Origin of the sequence: Plesiomonas shigelloides (assembly GCF_900087055.1) — a bacterium.
Taxonomy (GTDB): Bacteria; Pseudomonadota; Gammaproteobacteria; order Enterobacterales; family CAMTGL01; genus Plesiomonas; species Plesiomonas shigelloides.
Window position 1 is genome coordinate 2,959,307 of the sequence record NZ_LT575468.1, and the last position, 20,618, is coordinate 2,979,924.

Annotated in this window: 15 protein-coding genes; 6 read left to right on the plus strand and 9 right to left on the minus strand. The window is 54.6% G+C overall.

The genetic code is table 11. The features are described 5' to 3' along the window. Positions 1-6 precede the first annotated feature (6 nt). Positions 7-534 carry an inorganic diphosphatase gene (ppa, locus tag NCTC9997_RS13190; RefSeq protein ID WP_064978229.1) on the plus strand — a complete coding sequence of 176 codons (528 nt, stop codon included), beginning with the start codon at positions 7-9 and terminating at the stop codon, positions 532-534. Positions 535-637: 103 nt separating this feature from the next. Here the strand turns inward: ppa and tamB are convergent, their stop codons facing one another. Beyond that, entirely contained in the window at positions 638-4,549 is a 3,912-nt protein-coding gene (gene tamB, locus NCTC9997_RS13195; protein ID WP_064978230.1) for an autotransporter assembly complex protein TamB, read from the minus strand. After that, positions 4,546-6,216 (minus strand): autotransporter assembly complex protein TamA, encoded by a 1,671-nt coding sequence (gene tamA, locus NCTC9997_RS13200; protein WP_010864731.1) that lies wholly within the window; start codon positions 6,214-6,216, stop codon positions 4,546-4,548. The genes tamB and tamA overlap by 4 nt, the downstream gene beginning before the upstream one ends. Before the next feature lie 191 nt (positions 6,217-6,407). Between tamA and msrA the strand changes: the two genes are divergently transcribed. Together msrA and paeA are read left to right on the plus strand one after the other, a co-directional pair. Then, positions 6,408-7,049, plus strand: a complete 642-nt coding sequence (gene msrA / locus NCTC9997_RS13205) for a peptide-methionine (S)-S-oxide reductase MsrA (RefSeq protein ID WP_064978231.1) — start codon at positions 6,408-6,410, stop codon at positions 7,047-7,049. Positions 7,050-7,234: 185 nt separating this feature from the next. Beyond that, complete coding sequence (gene paeA / locus NCTC9997_RS13210) at positions 7,235-8,590, plus strand: polyamine export protein PaeA (protein WP_047706716.1); 1,356 nt, start codon at positions 7,235-7,237, stop codon at positions 8,588-8,590. Between the two features lie 192 nt (positions 8,591-8,782). Here paeA and NCTC9997_RS13215 read toward each other — a convergent pair whose 3' ends face one another. Next, positions 8,783-8,989 carry a DUF1107 domain-containing protein gene (locus NCTC9997_RS13215; protein ID WP_010864734.1) on the minus strand — a complete coding sequence of 69 codons (207 nt, stop codon included), beginning with the start codon at positions 8,987-8,989 and terminating at the stop codon, positions 8,783-8,785. Positions 8,990-9,491: 502 nt separating this feature from the next. Here NCTC9997_RS13215 and NCTC9997_RS13220 point away from each other — a divergent pair. Both NCTC9997_RS13220 and NCTC9997_RS13225 read left to right on the plus strand, forming a co-directional pair. After that, the gene (locus NCTC9997_RS13220; protein ID WP_039045750.1) at positions 9,492-10,049 is read left to right on the plus strand and encodes a YtfJ family protein; all 558 of its coding nucleotides are present in this window, start codon (positions 9,492-9,494) and stop codon (positions 10,047-10,049) included. A 607-nt stretch (positions 10,050-10,656) separates the two neighbouring features. Then, the gene (locus tag NCTC9997_RS13225) at positions 10,657-11,541 is read left to right on the plus strand and encodes a TIGR03899 family protein (RefSeq protein WP_010864736.1); all 885 of its coding nucleotides are present in this window, start codon (positions 10,657-10,659) and stop codon (positions 11,539-11,541) included. 264 nt (positions 11,542-11,805) lie between these two features. On the opposite strand, the gene cysQ is transcribed toward NCTC9997_RS13225, so the two are convergent. From cysQ to cysG, 5 genes are all read right to left on the minus strand, one after another. Next, the gene (cysQ, locus tag NCTC9997_RS13230) at positions 11,806-12,561 is read right to left on the minus strand and encodes a 3'(2'),5'-bisphosphate nucleotidase CysQ (protein WP_064978233.1); all 756 of its coding nucleotides are present in this window, start codon (positions 12,559-12,561) and stop codon (positions 11,806-11,808) included. 13 nt (positions 12,562-12,574) lie between these two features. After that, on the minus strand, positions 12,575-13,228 hold the full coding sequence (cysC, locus tag NCTC9997_RS13235) for an adenylyl-sulfate kinase (RefSeq protein ID WP_082935565.1): 654 nt from the start codon (positions 13,226-13,228) through the stop codon (positions 12,575-12,577). Positions 13,229-13,382: 154 nt separating this feature from the next. Beyond that, positions 13,383-14,804, minus strand: coding sequence for a sulfate adenylyltransferase subunit CysN (gene cysN, locus NCTC9997_RS13240; protein WP_064978234.1), 1,422 nt, complete (start codon positions 14,802-14,804; stop codon positions 13,383-13,385). 10 nt (positions 14,805-14,814) lie between these two features. Further along, positions 14,815-15,723: a sulfate adenylyltransferase subunit CysD gene (cysD, locus tag NCTC9997_RS13245; RefSeq protein ID WP_010864740.1), complete on the minus strand. Its 909-nt coding sequence runs from the start codon at positions 15,721-15,723 to the stop codon at positions 14,815-14,817. A gap of 9 nt (positions 15,724-15,732) precedes the next feature. Continuing rightward, complete coding sequence (cysG, locus tag NCTC9997_RS13250; RefSeq protein ID WP_064978235.1) at positions 15,733-17,154, minus strand: siroheme synthase CysG; 1,422 nt, start codon at positions 17,152-17,154, stop codon at positions 15,733-15,735. A 317-nt stretch (positions 17,155-17,471) separates the two neighbouring features. On the opposite strand from cysG, the gene NCTC9997_RS13255 reads away from it, so the two are divergent. After that, positions 17,472-19,445: a bifunctional 2',3'-cyclic-nucleotide 2'-phosphodiesterase/3'-nucleotidase gene (locus NCTC9997_RS13255; protein WP_156669269.1), complete on the plus strand. Its 1,974-nt coding sequence runs from the start codon at positions 17,472-17,474 to the stop codon at positions 19,443-19,445. A 111-nt stretch (positions 19,446-19,556) separates the two neighbouring features. Here the strand turns inward: NCTC9997_RS13255 and NCTC9997_RS13260 are convergent, their stop codons facing one another. After that, the gene (locus tag NCTC9997_RS13260) at positions 19,557-20,555 is read right to left on the minus strand and encodes a LysM-like peptidoglycan-binding domain-containing protein (RefSeq protein ID WP_156669270.1); all 999 of its coding nucleotides are present in this window, start codon (positions 20,553-20,555) and stop codon (positions 19,557-19,559) included. Between the last annotated feature and the right edge of the window lie 63 nt (positions 20,556-20,618).

Sequence of the window (20,618 nt, forward strand, 5' to 3'; positions counted from 1 at the left end):
TTTGACATGAGCTTAAGCAACGTGCCTGCCGGTAAGAGCCTGCCGGATGACATCTATGTAATCATCGAAATCCCGGCCAATGCCGATCCGATCAAATACGAAGTGGATAAAGAGTCCGGCGCGCTGTTTGTCGACCGTTTTATGTCCACCCCGATGTTCTACCCATGCAACTACGGCTATGTGAACCATACCCTGTCGCTGGATGGCGATCCGGTGGATGTGCTGGTGCCAACCCCGTATCCATTGCAACCAGGCTCAGTGATCCGCTGCCGCCCCGTTGGCGTGCTGAAGATGACTGACGAGTCAGGTGCCGATGCCAAAGTCGTGGCGGTACCACACAGCAAGCTGACCAAGCAGTACGATCACATTCAGGATGTGAACGATCTGCCTGAATTACTGCGTGCCCAGATCACTCACTTCTTCGAGCGCTACAAAGAGCTGGAAGTCGGTAAATGGGTGAAAGTGGAAGGTTGGGAAGGCGTGGACGCAGCCAAAGCGGAAATCCAAGAGTCTTTCGCACGCGCGCAAAAATAAGTCTTTCGCACGTAAGCTAAAAACAAAAACACCGCCAGTAGGCGGTGTTTTTTTATTGTGGCCATCCGCTCGATGCGCAAGCGGATGGCGGCGACGGTGAATGTTAGAACTCAAACTGGTAGATCAAATCCACCGCCTGATTCAATCCCGACACGGCTTGCAGATACAGACTTGGCATCAAGCGATAACGCAAGGTCAGCTCTGCCAGCGAGTCAAAGATCCCGACCCCGTACTTAATCTGCAGACCCGGCATGATATAGCCACTGATCACCACTTGGGAGTTATCTCCCACCCCTTGCGTATCCAGTGCCAGATCGCTGATCCCAAACGCCTGACCAATTTGCCCTACTAGCTGACTGCTTTGTGACAAGCCAATCCCAATCAAGGCAGAGGTCATCGCGCCGTTATCATTGGAGTTACCGTCATCCAATGGCTCGCCGCGCAGAATGTAAGACAGCGCTTCGGCCTGTGACATCGACGGCTCCGAGAAGATAGTCATCAGCGGGTTATCCGCCATGCCGGTGACTCGGATCCCGGCCACTACATCGTTTTGGATCGATTCTGGGTTACGGATCGCTTCGATGTTCAGCATCGGCTGCGTTGGCGGGCCAACAAACAGCAACTGCCCTTTACGGATCACCAAATCCTGCCCGAAGGAGCGGAAGCGGCCATCGGCCAGATACACCTGCCCACGCACTGATGGCCCTTGGGCATTTTGCAGTACGTGCAAGCTGCCTTTGAGCTGCGCCTTGAGACCAAAGGCATTCAGGCGCACATCATCGCCCAGCCGCACCATCAAGTCGGTATTCACCGCCATCGCAGGATTGCTTTCGTTGATGGGCTGCAGCTGGTTATTCAGCAACACCAAATCTGACGAGCTATCCACCGCACTTTCCGGCAGGCTATCAACTTCGATACGCGCCCACGGGATGCGCACCGAGCCAGTCAGCTCCATCGCTTTTGGCGTCGCTCGGAAGGTGAGATCGGGATTAACGTCCAGCCGCACCATCGGTGGCAATGCGATCCGCAGACGATTGGCGTTCGCGTTCAGCATCGCGCTCCACTGCTCTGGACGCTGCCAATCCGCCTCACCGGTGAGGTTCAACACCCCTTCCGGCGTTTGCAGCGCACCGTTCAAGTTCGAGCGCGCACCAGCAAAGCGAATGGTCAGGTTACCGCCGGTAATATCCACCGGCAGCCACGCACCAGTCAGCTGTGGATTTTGCAGCGCCAACTGACCTTGCAGCAACGGTCTATCCAGCACCCCGCCCAATTGCAGCTGGGCACCGATCATCCCTTCCGCTTTTTCGGTTTTCTCTAGCATCGGCGACAACAACGCCAGCGACAGCTGATTAATGTTCACATTACCGCTCAGGCGACGACGTCCCGCCAAGTCACTGATGTTGATTTGGCTATTGAAGCTGCCGTTGTCTTTAAGTTGTATGTCATTGCTCAGTTGCAAACGGCCATTTTCTAGGCGCAGATTAAGCCCCAACTGACTGATATCAATCGGTAAACGGCGGCCCATCAACCACTGGATCACCCGCAGATTGCTGCTACTCAAGTTCGCTCGCACCGTTGGTAAGCCACCATTGGCCTGCCAACGGAACTCCGCTTGGCCCTGCACCACACCTTTAACGCGGGTCTCATCGCCGAGTAGCTCTTTGAACATCGCCAGATCCAAACGGCGCAACTGCACGCGCCCTTGGCCGCTAGCACCCGCGGTCATGGTCTGCGGGATGCACACTTCGGCATTCGGGTTAGTCAGACACAACGGACTGATGCTCACTTGCTGACGGCTATGGGTGTACGCCAGCGCCACCGGCGCTTGCAGTGTCCATGGCCCCAACGGGGTCTGCGCCTGAGTCTGACTCAAGGTACCGCGCCAGTTCATGCTATTGCGATCGAAGCTGCCGGTTAACCGCAAGCCGGCCGACACCGGTTCGCCTTGCAGGGTAAAGCGCAGCTGATGTTGCCGCTCGCTACCGCTGGCATCCAGCTGAGCGCGGCTAACGGTCATGTCGCCTTGCACCAGATTCTGCAAGTTGATGGCCACGGTGCCCTGAATTTGCGACTGGCTCTTCACATCAGCCTTAGCTTGCAAACGGCCAATGGTCAGGTCTTGCCAACGTAATCCATTGGCTTGCAGATCCAGATTCACCGCCGGTGTCATCAAGGCTCCGCGCAGCACCACGTTACCGTTAACCTGTCCACCGAGGCCCGGTAACAGGCCATCTAAGCGCGGCGCGTTAATCTGCGCATCCAGCTTCCACGTATCGCTGATCACACCTTTGGCCTGCAGACGGTTGCCGCCGACATTCATACGCAAATCAGAGATATTCCACCGGCCAGTGCTGCGGCCACTTAAGACGGCGTTGACGTCCAGCGGCTTATTCAGTGCCTGTCCGGTCAGATTTAAAATCGGTAAATCCACCGCCCATGCATCGCCTTGCAACTCCCCTTTGGTGCTTAAACGACCATTGATGCGTGCAGGCCACTCCGGCCACTGCTGCGCAGTGTTGATGCCGGATAAATTCACATCCGCGCGCCATTTGAGCAGCTTACGCCAAGCCAAGGAGCCTTTGAGCTGGGCCGAGCCTTGCAAGGTATCAAGGCGCAGCAGCGAGATAGCCACGTGCTCCAAATCACCGGCCGCTTTAAGTGCCACTTTGCCTTGTGGAATGTCTTTACCGCTGTAGCTGGCATTGAGGCTGGCGGTGTAATCACGCGCACTGCCAGAAAGCGCCAATGCCACCCCTTGCACCCGATAATCGGGCTCACCTTGCAGCGGCCACACCAGTTTAGGGCTACGTAAGGTCAGCTCTAGCGGCAAGCCGGCGGTCGCCAGCTCGGTCTGCGCATGCAAGTTAGCTTGCAGCGCGCCACTTAACTCCGCCTGCAACACCAACTTGTCATACAGCGCACCGCTCAAGGTCGCTTGCAGCTTTTGCGCTGGCCAGTCCGGCAATTTGACCGAGCTCGACAGCTTCAGCTCCAAGGGCCACTTTTGCTGTAACCGAGCATATCCGGTCAGTTGTACGTCCCCTTGCGGGGCGCTGACCTGCAATTGCTTGAGGGTAACTTTATTACCTTGGGTGCTGGCACTGATCAGCAGATCATCGATGGTCTGCGGCGTGCCGGTATCAATCCGCAAATTTTTACCGTGGATCTGCGCAACCTCGATATCCAGCGGGATCACCACTGCCGGTAACTGCGGTAACAACGGAGAAGCAAACAGCTGTTGCAACATCGCCGCCGGATCGTCGCTCGTCGCCGCTTTCGCATCGCTTGGCGGTGTGGCAGCTGACTTGGCGGCGGCGGCTTTCGCATCAGAGCTCTTCGTGGTTACCGCTGTGGCTGCTGCGGTCGAATTAGCTGACGTGCCCGCTGTATCTGTAGTCGCAGTGGTTTTCTCTGCAACCGTGCCCTCTTTTGCCTCTTTCGCGCTGCTCGCCGTATCGGCGGCTGGCGCGGCGAGGATCACCGCCAGATCGTTAAACTCAGTGGGTTGCAGGCTTAACGCCTCACCGCGCCACTGGGCGCCACTGGTAAAATGGCCCAGAGAGATGCGAGTGCCATCCACCGTCACCTCAACATCATTCAGTTGTAGCAGACGCAATAACAACGGGTACGGGGGGCTTAGGCGGGTCAGTGGCTCCGAAGGGGTCGGCTCACTGGCGGGCAACAAGGCGGTGTCCACCGCGACGCGCACTTTATCCACCGTCACCTGACGGATACACACTTCACTACGGCGCAAACAGCCTAATTGCAGTTGAAGCAAGGCATCATCCACCGCCACATCGACACCCGGCATCGTAAAGGACACCTGCTGCAGATGCAGACCGCGGCCCCAGTTACCGGAAAACTCGCCAATATGCAGGCCCGGCACCCAACGGTTGGCCCCATTAACCAACAAACGTAAGCCAGACTCGGTGCCCAACAACCCCGCCAGCGCCGCAATCAGCACCAGCAGTGTGATCAAAAAGCCAATACTCAGCTTCTTTAACGGATTCATAACTCAGGCCCCAGTGCTATGTAAATTTCCACGCCAGAGCTACCTTTGGCTAACGGATGGGCAATATCAAAACGAACCGGACCGAGTGGTGAGGCCCAGCGCACCCCCATCCCGACCCCAGATTTCAGATCTTCTGGAATAAACTTGTTAGTGGCATAACCGGTGTCATAGAACATCGCGCCCCACCAGTTGCCGGTAAAGTTGTACTGGTATTCCAGCGAGCCGGTCGCCATACGCGATGCACCAGTGAGCTTGCCTTCGCTATCGACCGGAGAGATGGATTTGTATTTATAACCGCGAATACTGCGATCGCCACCGGCGAAGAAACGCAATGACGGCGGGACTTTGTCAAAATCGCTGCTCTCTAACCATCCGGCTTCCGCTCTTGCCACAAAACGGTGCTTAGAGGCATAGGTGCGGATCCACGTACTGCGCGCTTGTAACTGCAGCATATCGATATCGGACAACCACGCGGTGTTAGCATAGTTAATGCTGAACACTTCCGAGTCCCCCCAATACGGCATCAAACCACCGCGCGAACGGGTGCGGGCAAACTGAACGCCCGGATACAGCAAGAAGGTATCGTGCTCTTGCAGACCTTGTTCGAATCGGCTGTAACTGACGTTCATGGTTAAGTTACGCTGCCAGCCCGAAGAAACATTCCAGAACGCACCAACCGAAGCCGACAGCGACTGCTCATTGGTATCGTTATGGTTTTCGGCGTTATAGGCGGTGGTTAAGGTATAGAATTTTTGCAGCGGGCTCTCTTTGGTCGGAATACGGTAACCAAACTCCACTGATTGCTCTGGCTGGGAATAACGCACCAGCGTTTCCATGCTGTGTCCAAGGGCATTCACCCACGGTTTACGCCAGCGCATACTGGTTCGTACCCCGATATCGGTGGCAAAGCCCAGCCCCAATTCCACGTTGTTCGGCGCTCTTGGCGTCACCGTCACAAACAGCGGCAACTCCATGTTCTCACCCACTTTGGCAAACTGTGGGTCAATCACAATGTTGCGATACCAGTTGGTTTCCGACAGATTCTGGTTAAATTGCGCCAACGTCGCCGCCAAATACGGCTCGCCCACTTTGAACGGGATCAAGCCCTGCAGACGGTTTTCCCGGATTTGCGAGCCGGTAAAGGTCACCTCACCAAAGCGATAACGTCGGCCACTGTCAAATTGGATATTCCAAAAGGCCTCGTGCAGACCTGTAGCCACTTTTAGCTGGCTGACTTTTAAATCCGCCTTAAAGTAGCCACGCTCTAACGCTAACGAGCGCAAGCGGCTACGAAAGGCATCAAAATCGCCCTGATTTAAAATCGAACCAATTTTGGGTGTCGTCGTCAGCAGTTCGGTAAACGCCGGGTCTTGCCGCGCTTCCCCGATCAATTCGATATTGATGGCTTTAATTCTGACCGGCTCACCCGGATTGACGTGCGCCACCAGCAAGGAGCGCAAAGGGGCACTGCGCGGGATCAGCTCGAAGCGGATTTCGGGGTCAAAATAGCCCAGCGCTTTCAGACCATCTTCAATCCCAGTGCGAACTCGCCGTTTAAAGCGCGCATTGGCCGCGACCTCATCATCTTTAATGGTGGACAAGTGCGCACGCACGTTACGCTGCAACTCTCCGCTCAGCCCCTCTATCTGCAGTTTCACGGCGGCCATCGCCGGCACCGAGATAAGAGACAAGAATAAGAAGGTCCATAATTTTTTGCGCACAAATACCCCAACGGTGATAACGTTGATTAAATAAAAGTCAGCCGATGCCTTGTCGACAGCGCCCTGCGCACTCCCGCGCCGCTTTAGCGATGTCTAAAATAAACAACAATGTCATAACGAAAGTTACGGGGAATTTTATGACTTATGCACACCAACACACAATCATTAATCCAGAACAGGCGTTACCCGGCCGCTCACAGCCACTGCCGCATCATCAGCAGCACGCCATCTTAGGTCTTCCGTTACAACCTATTATCCCAGAACATTATGCCACGGCTTATTTTGCGATGGGCTGTTTCTGGGGTGTTGAACGCTTATTCTGGCAGCAACCGGGGGTGTATCACACCAGCGTCGGCTACATGGGCGGCTATACGCCAAACCCGACCTATCAAGAAGTGTGTACCGGCTTAACCGGTCATGCCGAGGCGGTACGGGTAATTTTTGATCCCGCCAGCATAAGTTACGCCGAGCTGCTGCAATTGTTCTGGGAGCGCCATGATCCCACTCAGGGAATGCGCCAAGGCAATGATCTCGGCACCCAGTACCGCTCAGCCCTCTATACTTGTGATGAGGCCCAGCAACAGCAAGCCGAGCAAAGTGCGCGCCACTATCAGCAAGCGCTAGCTGCTGCGGGACATCCCAATGCCATCAGTACCGAAATTCGCGCCGCAGGCCCGTTTTATCTGGCGGAAGATGAACACCAGCAATATTTGTTTAAACATCCGCATGGATACTGTGGCCTAGGTGGGACCGGCATTTGTTTTCCGGCAGGCGGTTGACAGCGCGCCTAGCTTCTGACTCGGCGGACAGCTATACTGCTTAGGTTGTTTAAGTTGGTTACTTTGTCTACAAAGTGGCTGCGATACTGGATCTTGTAGTAGGGATCATGGTGCGCATGACTTTAGTATCGACAACTATAAGGCCCGGTCATGCGGGCTATCATTACAGTTAAGGTCTCGTGAGAATGCTAGAAAATATACTGGCCATCGCACTGTTGATCGCAGCAAGTGCGTTTTTTTCGATCTCGGAAATCTCTCTTGCTGCATCACGGAAAATTAAATTAAAAGTTATGGCTGACGAAGGGAATATTCGCGCAGCCAAAGTGATTGCATTACAAGAGCAACCCGGCAACTTCTTTACCGTGGTGCAAATCGGCTTGAACGCCGTGGCCATCCTCGGCGGTATCATCGGCGACACCGCGTTTTCCCCGTATTTCGAAAGCTTGCTGGTACATTGGATGTCACCGGATCTAGCGGGAAAAATCGGCTTCCTGCTGTCTTTCTCCGTAGTCACCGGTGGTTTTATTCTGTTCGCTGACTTAATGCCAAAGCGTATTGGTATGGCCTCACCTGAAGCCGTTTCAACCCGAATTGTCGGTCCAATGCAATTTTGCATTAAGCTCTTCAAACCGCTGGTCTGGTTTTTCAACGGTTTGGCTAACTCCATCTTTAAACTGCTTAACGTACCGACCGCTCGTAAAGAAGACATCACTTCCGATGACATCTATACCGTGTTCGAACAAGGTGCCTTGGCAGGGGTGCTGGGTAAGCAAGAGCACCATCTGATTGAAAACGTGTTTGAGCTCGAATCACGTACAGTGCCATCTTCGATGACGCCACGCGAAGACATCATCTATTTTGATATTCGGGAAAGCGAAGAGAGCATCCGCGAGAAAATCTCCACCCACCCACACTCTAAGTTTTTGGTGTGTGACACCACCATCGATAACGTGGTCGGTTATGTCGACTCCAAAGACATGCTGATGCGGATTTTGAACGGCCAGAGCATTGCCCTGCATCAAGGTCTGCCGATGCACAATCCACAGTTTGTGCCGGATTCTCTGACCTTGTCGGAAACGCTGGAAAGCTTTAAAGGCAGCAGCGAAGATTTCGCGGTGATCTTAAACGAATACGCGCTGGTCGTCGGTATCATCACCTTAAATGACGTGATGAGCACGCTGATGGGCGATCTGGTCAATCAGAATCAGGAAGAGCTCATCGTTAAGCGCGATGAAAATACGTGGCTGATTGAAGGCACTACGCCGATTGATGACGTCATGCGTGCGCTGGATATCGATGAGTTCCCAGACTCCGATAACTACGAAACCATTGGCGGCTTCATGATGTATATGCTGCGTAAGATCCCGAAACGCACCGATTACACCATCTACGCCAACTACAAATTTGAAGTGGTCGATATCGATAACTTCAAAATTGATCAAATGCTGATCACCCGTCTGCCAAAAGATGTACCGCAAGACGAGCAGCACGAAGAAAGCAGTGATGGTGCGGAACAAGCCAAGGCAGCAGATAACGATTAGTTAGCTTATCGGCGCGGGTTTTCACGGCGCCGGTCTTTCTGCCCTAACGCAATGTCGGCTAGCACAGCATCGCGAACATAATCGGTTTACTACGCAAAAAGGCCATCCTCTCGGATGGCCTTTTTTATATTCGCGGGTGTTATCTACTGTCTGCTACCGCCAGCCTATTCTCTATAGGCTAGAAAGAGGCTCTCACGCCGCTTGCGTCTGCAATTCGGTGATCTGGCGGTTCACTTCATTCATCACCGTCAGATGCTGTTTGTCTTTGGTCTTGGGCAGCAAAATCTTGCCGTTATCAAACTCGAATGCGCCTACCCCCTTGATATACATGCGGCCGCGGAAAAAAACCTTCACATGGCGAGCAATCATTAAAGGATTGTAGCGTTGGAAAATGCGCATCATAGTTGACCTCCGTTCAAGTCTACCCAGTAACTGTCCTGCGGTGTGCCGAAAATCATTCTCAGCAACGGATAACATAACAGTAACACAAATGGTGTAAGTCGTCATCATGACCCCCGTAGGATAGTCATAATGAGCTGTCAGGTCTTTGATGATAGTCGGAAAATATTGCTGAAATTTTTCACTAAAACGATATTTTGTGAAGATTAACAAATTTCATGCCCAATTTTATCATGCAAAGAACGTCTCCTTCGACCGCCGCTGAATAAGAAAGTTGCCGCATAGCCACCTGCAATACCATTGCGGAATGTAACCTTTGCATAACCTTTTGTCGGATTTGCTGCCGAGGCATCGCGACAAATTTCCCCTCGCCTTCTATGCTATTCACAGGTCGGAGTAGTTGCCGAAAGATTGACATCCCGTGTCAAACAGGCAGAGTACCGGCTGAAGAGCATGTACAGAATTAATAAAATAATCTTTTATTTCATAAGGATAAGATAAGATGAAACTCTCTACTCTGCTGATGGCCTGTGTATCTTTGCTGCCTGCGCTGGCACTCGCCACACCGGTACAACTGAATCAGAGCTTGCCGGCAGCCACCGTCATCGACCAAGGGGAGCTGGTATTGCAAGGCAAAGAGATCAGCTACACCCCGTGGAACACCAACATGCTGCCGGGCAAAGTGCGAGTGGTGCAGGCGATTGCCGGTCGCACCGCCGCTAAAGAGATGAATGCGCCGTTTATCGAAGCCATCAAAGCCGCCAAGTTGCCGCATGACCGCTACCAGACCACCACCATCGTGAATGCGGACGATGCCATCATCGGTACCAGTGCCTTTGTGCGCAGCAGCCTGAAAGACAGCAAACAAGAGTTCCCATGGTCACAATTTATCTATGATGCCAACGGCGTAGTGCAACAAGCGTGGGAATTAGCGCCGAAGAGCTCCGCCATCATGGTGCTCAACCCTCAAGGTAAAGTGCTGTTCGTCAAACAAGGCGCGATGAGCAAAGCCGAAATTGACCAAGCCATGGCCCTGATCAAAAAAGAGTTGCAGCAGTAAGCTGACGCTCTTCTCCTCCATTAACATGCCCTCGCCGGTTGACGTTAACTATGGCGAGGGCGTGTATGCGTTACGCATGCAACGCCATTTCCATGTACTTAAAACACCCCATCATCAAGACGGTCTATTAACGCAGCAACGCTTAGCCAAGAAACTATTAACGAAGCAATTCTCGATAAAGGTGTTTTCGATGAAATGGTTTTTGTGCAAGTGAGTAGGTGATAAGGCGATTGGCTACAGCACTCAGGAAGGTGGCGCGATAAAATACGTGACAGGCATCAGCATCATGACATGGCTGACTATCAAGAAACGTCAGGCTATCAAGAAACTACGCGCATGGCCGCTACCTTTAACAGATAGAATCTAACCGATAGAATCGAGTCAAGCCGCTCTTGTAGACGGGTAGCCAAACTCAATAATTGAAATGCTGGGCCAGCATGACCAGTGAAAACACATACCCCAGCGCAATAGCAACGCCCCAAATATGCTTTTTCATTCTATCCACCCGTAATAAAACCATTTTTATTAGCAATTAATTAACATTAAGCGGATTTCGGTCATTTGACAACTTATTGTCAATGCAAAAATCCGGCAGGAAGCAAAGGACATGACCAGCGCAGAGCAGGCTGCCGGGCAGGAAAGCTCCGCATCCGCTAACGAACATACTGACAATAGCCGCCTTATCAGCGCACGCCAGCGCGCCATTGATCTTGCCATCAACCGGCATATCGACGGGAAAATATATCCGCAGCAACCGACTAAACTGGAACAGCGTCTGCAGCGCCGTCTGCAACAAGAGCAGCTACAGCGACAAGAAAATCTCGAGAAGATCATGCAGATTGCCGCCAGCTTGTGTCAGGACACCTTGGCGACAGAAAGCGATCCAGACTGGATCAGCAGCTTTTTACAGCTAGCACAAGAAACCCGGGGCGCGCCGATGCAGCGCCTGTGGGGGCGAATTTTAGCCCAAGAGATTGTGCAGCCGGGCAGCTTTTCGATTAAGGCGCTACGCACCTTGCGTGATATGACGCACCGCGAAGCCATGCTGTTTCAGCGCGCCTGTGCGGTTGCCTGCAGCTTTGGCGCCGATCTCTCGGCCAAGCGTATCATCACCGGGATCCGCCCGGGCAAAAACGGTCTCAAATCCCTCTTTCGCGCGCCCGCGCCTGAGCAGCTCAATTTGGGCAGCTTCAAGCTGCCGTTCAGCGCCCTGCTATTACTGCAAGAGCTGGGCTTATTGCTCGGCGGAGAGCTAGAATCAGGCAGTTTACTGCCAGAGCAGAACTATTCACTGCGTTTTGCCAGTACCGATTTGACGCTGACCACCCACGACACCGGCCATCGCCTTACCTACTACCGTTTCAGCCCGGTGGGTGAGGAGTTGTCACAATTGCTGATTGGCACATCACTGCCCGAGTACATTCAGTGCTTGAGCAGCTTGCTGGGTGCCCACCTAACGGTGACGCCACGCAGTGCCAATGTGAGTGTCTAAGCGGTGGCTGTATACATGGTGAGAGTGTCAGAGGCTCGAGTGTAAAAAACCGAGTGTGAAAAACTAAATTTAAAAATCGCAGGGTAAGTTGCCGGAGTGTAGAGCCGACATCGCCAAAGCATGCTCAACGATGCGCAACTACGCGCTCCGCTCACTCCACTCTGAGCTCTGGGCGCGTACCGTAAAACGCACTGAACGCCGCCCGCCAAGCGCGAACTTAGCGAGCGCATCCCCATGGCTTACTCGTGTGTAACCCGCAGCCGGTTAACAACAACCGCGTGCCCACGCCACCCGAACAATAAACGGTGGATTGGTTAAATCCTCTTGCTGGTTGTAGCGCAGCGGTTGGTTATCCAAAGTTTCCACCACCGCCCCTGCCGCTTCGGCAATGCAGTGACCGGCCGCGGTATCCCACGCCATGGTGCGACCAAAACGTGGATACAGCTGCGCTTGCCCTTCGGCCACCAGACAGAATTTCAAGGATGAACCGACCGAGGTCAGCTGATGCGGACCAAGCTCAGCCAGATAGGAGGCCAAACGCGGGTCTTGATGTGAACGGCTAGCTACCACCACCGGCGGCATCGCTTGCTGTACCTGCAACGGTTCACGCACGCCTTGCACGACGCGCCACGCTTGGCCACCTTCGGCCATGTACAGCTTATCCAGCGCCGGGGCATACACCACCGCCATCACCGGACGCCCCTCTTCAATCAGGGCAATATTGACGGTGAACTCACCGTTATGTTTGATAAATTCTTTAGTGCCATCCAGCGGGTCTACCAGCCAAAAACGTGGCCAGAGCCGACGCACCGACCAATCAATGTTGGCCGCTTCTTCGGATAACACCGGAATGGACGCCGTTAGCGCGGTCAATCCACGCACGATGATCTGGTGTGCGGCCAGATCCGCTTCGGTCAGCGGGGAGTCATCGGCTTTCTGTACCACAGTGACCTCACGCTGATAGGCTGCCATGATGGCATCGCCAGCTTCACGTGCGATCTTCTCCAACGCCTGTAACATAACTGTACCTCGCCTACCTGATGATGCCGCGCGCGCTCAGGGCCTCCAGCAAGGTCACCACCAGTTCATCCACGCTATGTTCAGCGCTCTGCAGATGAACCTCCGGATTTTGCGGGGCCTCATAAACGGCATCGATGCCCGTAAAGTCTTGAATCTGACCCGCGCGCGCCTTTTTGTACAGCCCTTTCACGTCGCGGCGTTCGCATTCCGTGAGCGGAGTATCGACAAACACCTCAATAAATTGATCCGGATCGACCTGCTGGCGCACACTATCGCGTTCCGCCCGTTGCGGCGAGATAAAGGCGGTCAGCACCACCAAGCCGGCATCCAGCATCAATTTACTCACTTCGCCAACGCGCCGGATATTCTCCTGCCGCTCGGCCAGTGAAAATCCCAAATCGGCGCACAGGCCATGACGCACGTTATCACCGTCCAGCAGATAGGTGCGAACTCCTTGTCGATACAGCGCCTGCTCCAACGCCCCCGCCAGCGTCGATTTCCCAGCGCCTGAAAGACCGGTAAACCAGACGATCGCCCCGCGATGGCCATTTAGCTGCTCGCGCTGGCGGCGATCTATCACGTGGGATTGCCAGATAGCGCCATGCGCGGTGGCAACGCCGGTCGGTAAGGTGGCGGCCAGATTGGCGGAAGATTCGGTCGCGGACATCGCGCGCTCCTTGTGACAAAGTAATCCCATGGCAACATGGTTCCATCACCCATAAATGAATAACGGCCCCATGAATTAAATCGCCGATATCTCACGCTCAGTGACGCGGTATATCGGCCATTGACGGTCTGGTCAGGTCTGCTGATTGTCAGCGTTAATCCTGACTGATATCACGCACCTGCCAGTGTGGGTATTGACGACGGATCAGTGCATTGAGCTCTAACTCAAACGCGCTGTAGTGCTGGCTACCACGTGCCGGTTCACCCAGTACGCTATCCACCAACCCCGCGCCTACCGTGACATTGCTTAGGCGGTCAATAAAGATAAAGCTACCACTGTCTTGGCTGTGTCCGTACGGCTCCAGTGCCAAAGGTTCACTGAAGACCAGTTCGACCTGCCCAATACCATTTAACGGTAACTCGCTGGCGGCGTGGCGTTCATGGTTATTGATATCCACCTGATGACGAATGGCGGTGACCCGCGCTTGGGTCTTACGACCGGCCAGCTTGATGTCATAAATATCGCCAACCCGTAGCGGTTGCTCGGTCATCCACACCACATCGGCCGCCACCTGACGACTGACGCTAAGCGGATCGTCGGCCGCCACCAACAGATCGCCACGGCTAATATCGACTTCGTCGCGCAGCACTAGTGTCACCGCTTGGCCGGGAACCGCGTGGGTCAGGTCGCCATCAAAGGTCACGATACGCGCCACTTCGGTACGCACCCCCGAGGGCAGTACTTTCACCGGCTGACCGACCCGCACCACACCCGAACCGACGGTGCCAGCATAGCCGCGAAAATCACGATCCGGACGATTGACATATTGCACCGGGAAACGCAGCGCCGCCGCTGCCCGCTCGCGACTGACCTCAACGTTCTCCAGCACTTCCAGCAAGGTCGGACCATCAAACCAGCTCAACGCTTGCCCGCGCTGGACGACGTTATCGCCATCCAGTGCCGACAGCGGCAGTAAGGTGATCTGCAGCAGCGGATTGAGGCGGGCGGCAAAGGCTTGGTAATCGGCACTGATCCGCGCAAATACGGCTGGATCGTAACCCACCAGATCCATCTTGTTGACCGCCACCACCAAATGCCGGATTCCCAGCAAATTGGCAATAAAGCTGTGCCGGCGGGTTTGTGCCAACACGCCTTTACGCGCATCGATCAATAAGATCGCCAGATCGCAGGTGGATGCGCCGGTGGCCATATTGCGGGTGTACTGCTCATGGCCAGGGGTATCGGCAATGATGAACTTACGCTTTTCGGTGGAGAAATAGCGGTACGCGACATCAATGGTGATCCCCTGCTCGCGCTCAGCTTGCAGGCCATCGACCAGCAGCGCCAGATCCAATTTTTCACCGGCAGTGCCTAAACGGCGGCTATCGGCATGCAGCGTATTGAGCTGATCTTCATAGATCTGGCGGGTATCGTGCAGCAAGCGGCCGATTAAGGTGCTTTTACCATCATCGACACTACCGCAGGTCAAAAAACGTAATAAGCCTTTGTGCTGCTGAGCCAGCAGGTAAGCCTCAACGCCATGCTCGGCAATTTGGGCGGCAATTGAACTGTTCATGCGTGGCTCCTTAGAAATATCCCTGGCGTTTTTTCAGCTCCATCGAGCCGGCCTGATCGCGGTCAATCAAGCGCCCTTGGCGCTCACTGCTGGTCGACAGCAGCATCTCTTCAATAATGGCGGTCAGCGTATCGGCCTGCGATTCAATGGCGCCGGTCAGCGGCCAGCAGCCCAAGGTGCGAAAGCGCACTTTACGCTGTTCGATGGTTTCACCGGCTTGCAGCTCAATCCGTTCATCATCCACCATCATCAGCATGCCGTCGCGCTCCAGCACCGGGCGCTCTTTGGCCAGATATAACGGCACAATGTCGATGCCTTCCAGATAGATGTATTGCCAGATATCCAGCTCAGTCCAGTTAGAAAGAGGGAAGACCCGAATGCTCTCGCCTTTGTTAATTTGGCCGTTGTAATTGCGCCACAGCTCTGGGCGCTGGTTTTTCGGATCCCAGCGGTGGAACTGATCGCGAAACGAGTAGATCCGCTCCTTGGCACGAGATTTTTCTTCGTCACGACGCGCGCCACCAAAGGCGGCATCAAACCCGTATTTGTCCAGTGCTTGCTTAAGACCTTCGGTTTTCATCACATCGGTATGCTTGGCACTGCCGTGGGTAAACGGGTTGATGCCCAGCGCCACGCCCTGTGGATTACGGTGCACCAACAGTTCAAATCCGCACTCACGCGCCATGCGATCGCGAAACTCATACATTTCACGAAACTTCCAACCGGTATCCACGTGCAGTAACGGGAAGGGAATTTTGCCCGGATAAAAGGCCTTGCGCGCCAGATGCAGCATTACCGAGGAGTCTTTGCCGATGGAATACAGCATCACCGGATTGGCAAATTCGGCGGCCACTTCACGCAGGATATGGATGCTTTCGGCTTCCAGCTGCTGTAAATGCGTCAGTTGTGTTGCGTTCATGAGTTCGTCCTACCCCAGATTAACTACCGCAGGCCACAGCTCGCTGTGCGGCCGGCTGCCGAACCAGTGGAGAGAATCGGCCAAGGCCGCCACTTCTCCGATAATAATCAGTGCCGGTGCGCCGGCTTGCGCCGCCAACTGCGGCAACTGTTGCAGCTCACCGCGTAATACCTGTTGGCTGCTACGCGTACCGTTGACGATAATCGCCACCGGGGTCTGCGCCGCACGACCATGGGCCATCAGCTGCTGACTGATCTCTGCCGCTTTGAGCGTTCCCATATAAATGGCGAGCGTTTGCCGTCCACGTGCCAGTGTCGACCAGTCCAGCGCATCGCCATCTGGGCGACAGTGGCCGGTAATAAACATCGCAGTTTGCGCATGTTCGCGGTGAGTCAGTGGAATGCCGGCATAGGCGGTAGCTCCTGCCGCCGCGGTGATCCCCGGCACCACCTGAAACGGGATCTGATGTGGCAACAGCGCTTCCAGCTCTTCGGCGCCGCGGCCAAAGATAAACGGATCGCCGCCTTTAAGACGCACCACACGTTTTCCCTGTAGCGCCAAATCCACCAGCTTTTGATTGATCTCTGCTTGCGGCACCGAATGATCACCAGCCCGTTTGCCCACGCAAATCTGCTCGGCATCGCGGCGGATCAAATCGCGGATCTCATCGGAGACCAGATAGTCGTACAGCACCACATCGGCCTGTTGCAGCACCTGTAAGGCGCGCAGCGTCAATAAACCCGGATCGCCCGGCCCAGCCCCAACCAAAAACACTTCCCCGCGCCCTTGCTCACGCTGGGCATGGGCCTTCAGCGCACGTGCCAGCTCTTGCTCGGCGTCATCATCCCGCTCTTGCTGCACCAGTGAGGTAAAACGGCCACCGAACAAGGCTTCCCAAAAACGACGACGCTCGGTGATACCGTGCAACGCCTGTTTCACCGGCTCACGCCAGCGATCCGCCAGTTGCGCCACGACGCCAAGACGTGAAGGCAGCAAGCTTTCCAATTTTTCGCGGATCAAACGCACCAGCACCGGCGCACTGCCGCCCGACGATACCGCGACCACCAACGGCGAACGATCAATGATCGACGGCATGATGAAAGAGCACAGCGCCTTGTTATCCACCACATTGATCAGCACCGCGCGCGCCTCTGCAGCGCGACTGACGCGGTGATTGAGCAGCTCATCATCGGTCGCCGCCACCACCAGAAACACATGTTCTAACTGCGTATCCGCAAACTCTTGCGCTACCCACTGCAGCGCGCCCTGCTCAGCGCGACGCTGCAATTCGGCCGTCAGGGTACGGCTGACTATCTGCACTTGTGCGCCTGCGCGTAGCAATAACGCCACTTTGCGCTCAGCCACTTCACCGCCGCCCACCACTAACACCTTACGCCCTGCTAAGCGGGCAAAAACCGGTAAAAACTCCATCACTGCGGCCCCTGACATCCCTACGTATGCAAGCAATATAGAGGCTTATTGAGAGGCCCATAAATGATGATTTCATCTTTGCAATTCCGTTTTGTTCTAATGCCGTTCGCCTTTAGTCAGCCCGCACGGTCACACGGCCAATGCGCTTCGCAAGACGCGCGCCCCATGCCACGATTCACGACAGAGTTACCGGATTGTTCGCGACCAACTTCACACTCCTATCGCGAGAAAACGCGGCATACATTGAGATTTGTTACCCTGTTCCGAGTTTTACCTTCCCTTATCTCAACAACCTACTGACTGACAGAGGAATCGCTATGTCTTTGTCCCGTTCTCCGCTGGCACTGGCCATTGCAGCCGGTTTGTTCTGTGCCGCTTCTGCCAATGCCGCCACCGTTGAACTGCGGGTGCTGGAAACTACCGACCTGCACAGCAACATGATGGATTATGACTACTACAAGGATAAGCCGACCGAGAAGTTCGGCCTGACCCGTACCGCTACGCTGATCGGTGAAGCCCGCAAAGAGGCCAAAAACAGTGTGTTGGTGGATAACGGCGACCTGATCCAAGGCAGCCCTATGGGGGACTATCAGGCTGCAAAAGGTCTGAAGAAAGGCGAACAACACCCCGTTTATAAGGCGATGAATCTGCTGGATTACCAAGTGGGTAACTTGGGTAACCACGAATTTAACTACGGTCTGGATTACCTGAAAACGGCATTAGCGGGCGCCGCCTTCCCGTACATCAACGCCAACGTGTTTGATGCCAAAACCGGTAAGCCACTGCTGCAGCAATACCTGATCAAAGACACCGAAGTGGTGGATAACGAGGGTAACAAGCAGACCATCAAAATCGGTTATATTGGCTTTGTACCGCCACAGATTATGGTGTGGGATAAAGCCAATCTGGAAGGCAAAGTCACTGTTAAAGACATCAAGCAGACCGCAGAAGAGCTGGTGCCGAAGATGCGTGCCGAAGGCGCGGATCTGGTGATTGCGATTCCGCACTCTGGCGTTTCAAGCGATCCGTATAAAGCGATGGCTGAAAACTCGGTCTATTACCTCTCTCAGGTTAAAGGTATCGATGCCATCATGTTCGGCCACTCCCATGGCGTGTTCCCGAGCAAAGATTTTGCCACCCTGCCGGGCGTGGATCTGAGTAAAGGCACCATCAATGGTGTACCGGCGGTCATGCCGGGTCAGTGGGGTGACCATCTGGGCGTAGTCGATTTAACCCTGAACAACGATAAAGGCCAGTGGAGCATCACTGACTCCCGCGCCCAAGCACGTCCTATTTTTGACAAAGCAGCCAACAAACCGCTGGTCGAAGCCGATGCCAAACTGACTGCTGCTCTAGCTGCCGATCATAAAGGCACCCGTGATTTTGTCAGCAAGCCGATTGGTAAAGCCTCGGATAACATGTACAGCTTCTTAGCGCTGATTCAAGATGATCCAACCGTGCAAATCGTCAACAACGCTCAGAAAGCCTACGTTGAACACTTCGTGCAAGGCGATCCGGATCTGGATGGAATCCCAGTGCTGTCTGCCGCCGCGCCATTTAAAGTGGGCGGACGTAAAAACGATCCATCCAGCTTCGTGGAAGTTGAGAAAGGTGAGCTGACCTTCCGTAACGCGGCCGATCTGTATCTGTACCCGAACACGCTGGTGACCGTGAAGGTCAACGGTGCGCAGCTGAAAGATTGGCTGGAGTGCTCCGCCGGACAGTTCAACCAAATCGATCCGAACTCCAGCAAGCCACAAGAGCTGATCAACTGGGACGGTTTCCGCACCTACAACTTCGACGTGATTGATGGCGTGAACTATCAAATTGACGTGACCCAACCGGCTCGTTTCGATGGTGAATGTAAGTTGATCAACCCAAGCTCGGAGCGAATTAAGGCACTGACCTTCAACGGCAAGCCAGTCGATCCAAAAGCGCAGTTCCTGATTGCGACCAACAACTACCGCGCCTACGGTGAGAAATTTGCCGGTACCGGTAGCCAGTATGTGGCCTTTGCCTCACCAGATGAAAACCGTCAGGTGCTAGCGAACTACATCAGCGAGCAGAGCAAGCAACAAGGCCAAGTGGTGCCAACAGCCGATAACAACTGGCGTTTAGCGCCAATCAACAGCAAAACCAAGCTGGATATCCGCTTTGAAACCTCACCAAGTGACAAGGCCAGCCAGTTCATCAAAGAACATGCGCAGTATCCAATGCAGCAAGTTGGTAAAGATGAAAACGGCTTTGCCCTGTATCAAGTGGATCTGAATGCGCCTGCGGCCAAGCAGTAACCGAATAGGCTGACGAGCACTGACAAACGTGAGTCGTCGCCAGTAACAAAAAGGCCTTCCATGATGGAAGGCCTTTTTTATGTTTCGATGTTCAATTACGGCGACATTCAATTACTGCGACTGGGCAAACGAGCCATCGGCCAGTCGGACAAAGACGACTGGCTTGCTGCCCGCCACTGCATCGAGCTGTAGCGCTTCCACCTCGCCCTTGGCATTGGTTTTCACCCGTACCGTTTGACCGGCTTTGACATTGCTCAGCGGCTTATCCGCGGCCTGTGCCCGCGTCATGGCCATCAAATCCGGTAGCGGCAGGTTGCCGGAGCGGAACACTTGCGCCAAGGTTACGCCCTTACCCACTTGGTAGCTTTGCCAGCCAGCAGTGCTGGTTTTAGCGGCGCTCTCCACCGGCTTTTTCTCCGCCACTTTTTCAGGGGCTTTTTCCGGTGTTTTTTTTGCCACTTCACGCACTGGCGCTTCTTTTACTGGCGTTTCTTTGACGGCTGGTTTGCTAACGCTACGCTCAGGCGCTCTGTCTGCCACCCGAGTAGTCGCTTTGCTTTCCGCTTCACGGCGCACCGTGTTGCTTGGCGCCTGTGCCGCACGGGTTACCGGCGGTGAGCTCACCGGCACCGCTTCGCTGCGCTGCTCCAGATCTTCTGGCATCTCTTGCGGGATGCGACGATCCGGTTGCCGCTCAGACAATGCTTCCGGCGTCAGGGCCACCGGGGTGTTATCTTGCACGCCCTCGGCTCCCGCCACCGGCAAAGCCGCTTCACTTTGCTCCGGCGCCGATGAACCTGACGGCAACACAATCCCAAGCAGCACCACTAGCGCACTGACGGTGATCCAGCGGCGATGAAACGGCGATACCGGCCCAAGCCAGTTAAAGCGATCCGGCACATGCCACAACGCGACCAGCGCTGCACGCAACACGCCCGATAACCCCATCTCTGCCGGTGGGAGTTTGATATTCAGCGTCGGCCATTGCCAATCGGGCAACGACAATTTTTCCCGCCAATTAAAACGGGGCGCGCGCTGCTTGGGCGCGGCCTTGGCGGGGCGTTTTTTTCCCGGTCTTCCTACCGGTCCGCTATCTGTACGCAGGTCCACTTCATCTCCATGCACTAGACAAACCGCGATCGATTTATTTTTTCCTTTTCACAGAGAAAAGTC

Bases quoted from the DNA above. Each gene is read 5' to 3' on its own strand.
- ppa (WP_064978229.1), top strand. From the start codon at position 7: ATGAGCTTAAGCAACGTGCCTGCCGGTAAGAGCCTGCCGGATGACATC.
- tamB (WP_064978230.1), bottom strand. From the start codon at position 4,549: ATGAATCCGTTAAAGAAGCTGAGTATTGGCTTTTTGATCACACTGCTG.
- tamA (WP_010864731.1), bottom strand. From the start codon at position 6,216: ATGGCCGCCGTGAAACTGCAGATAGAGGGGCTGAGCGGAGAGTTGCAG.
- msrA (WP_064978231.1), top strand. From the start codon at position 6,408: ATGACTTATGCACACCAACACACAATCATTAATCCAGAACAGGCGTTA.
- paeA (WP_047706716.1), top strand. From the start codon at position 7,235: ATGCTAGAAAATATACTGGCCATCGCACTGTTGATCGCAGCAAGTGCG.
- NCTC9997_RS13215 (WP_010864734.1), bottom strand. From the start codon at position 8,989: ATGCGCATTTTCCAACGCTACAATCCTTTAATGATTGCTCGCCATGTG.
- NCTC9997_RS13220 (WP_039045750.1), top strand. From the start codon at position 9,492: ATGAAACTCTCTACTCTGCTGATGGCCTGTGTATCTTTGCTGCCTGCG.
- NCTC9997_RS13225 (WP_010864736.1), top strand. From the start codon at position 10,657: ATGACCAGCGCAGAGCAGGCTGCCGGGCAGGAAAGCTCCGCATCCGCT.
- cysQ (WP_064978233.1), bottom strand. From the start codon at position 12,561: ATGTTACAGGCGTTGGAGAAGATCGCACGTGAAGCTGGCGATGCCATC.
- cysC (WP_082935565.1), bottom strand. From the start codon at position 13,228: ATGTCCGCGACCGAATCTTCCGCCAATCTGGCCGCCACCTTACCGACC.
- cysN (WP_064978234.1), bottom strand. From the start codon at position 14,804: ATGAACAGTTCAATTGCCGCCCAAATTGCCGAGCATGGCGTTGAGGCT.
- cysD (WP_010864740.1), bottom strand. From the start codon at position 15,723: ATGAACGCAACACAACTGACGCATTTACAGCAGCTGGAAGCCGAAAGC.
- cysG (WP_064978235.1), bottom strand. From the start codon at position 17,154: ATGGAGTTTTTACCGGTTTTTGCCCGCTTAGCAGGGCGTAAGGTGTTA.
- NCTC9997_RS13255 (WP_156669269.1), top strand. From the start codon at position 17,472: ATGTCTTTGTCCCGTTCTCCGCTGGCACTGGCCATTGCAGCCGGTTTG.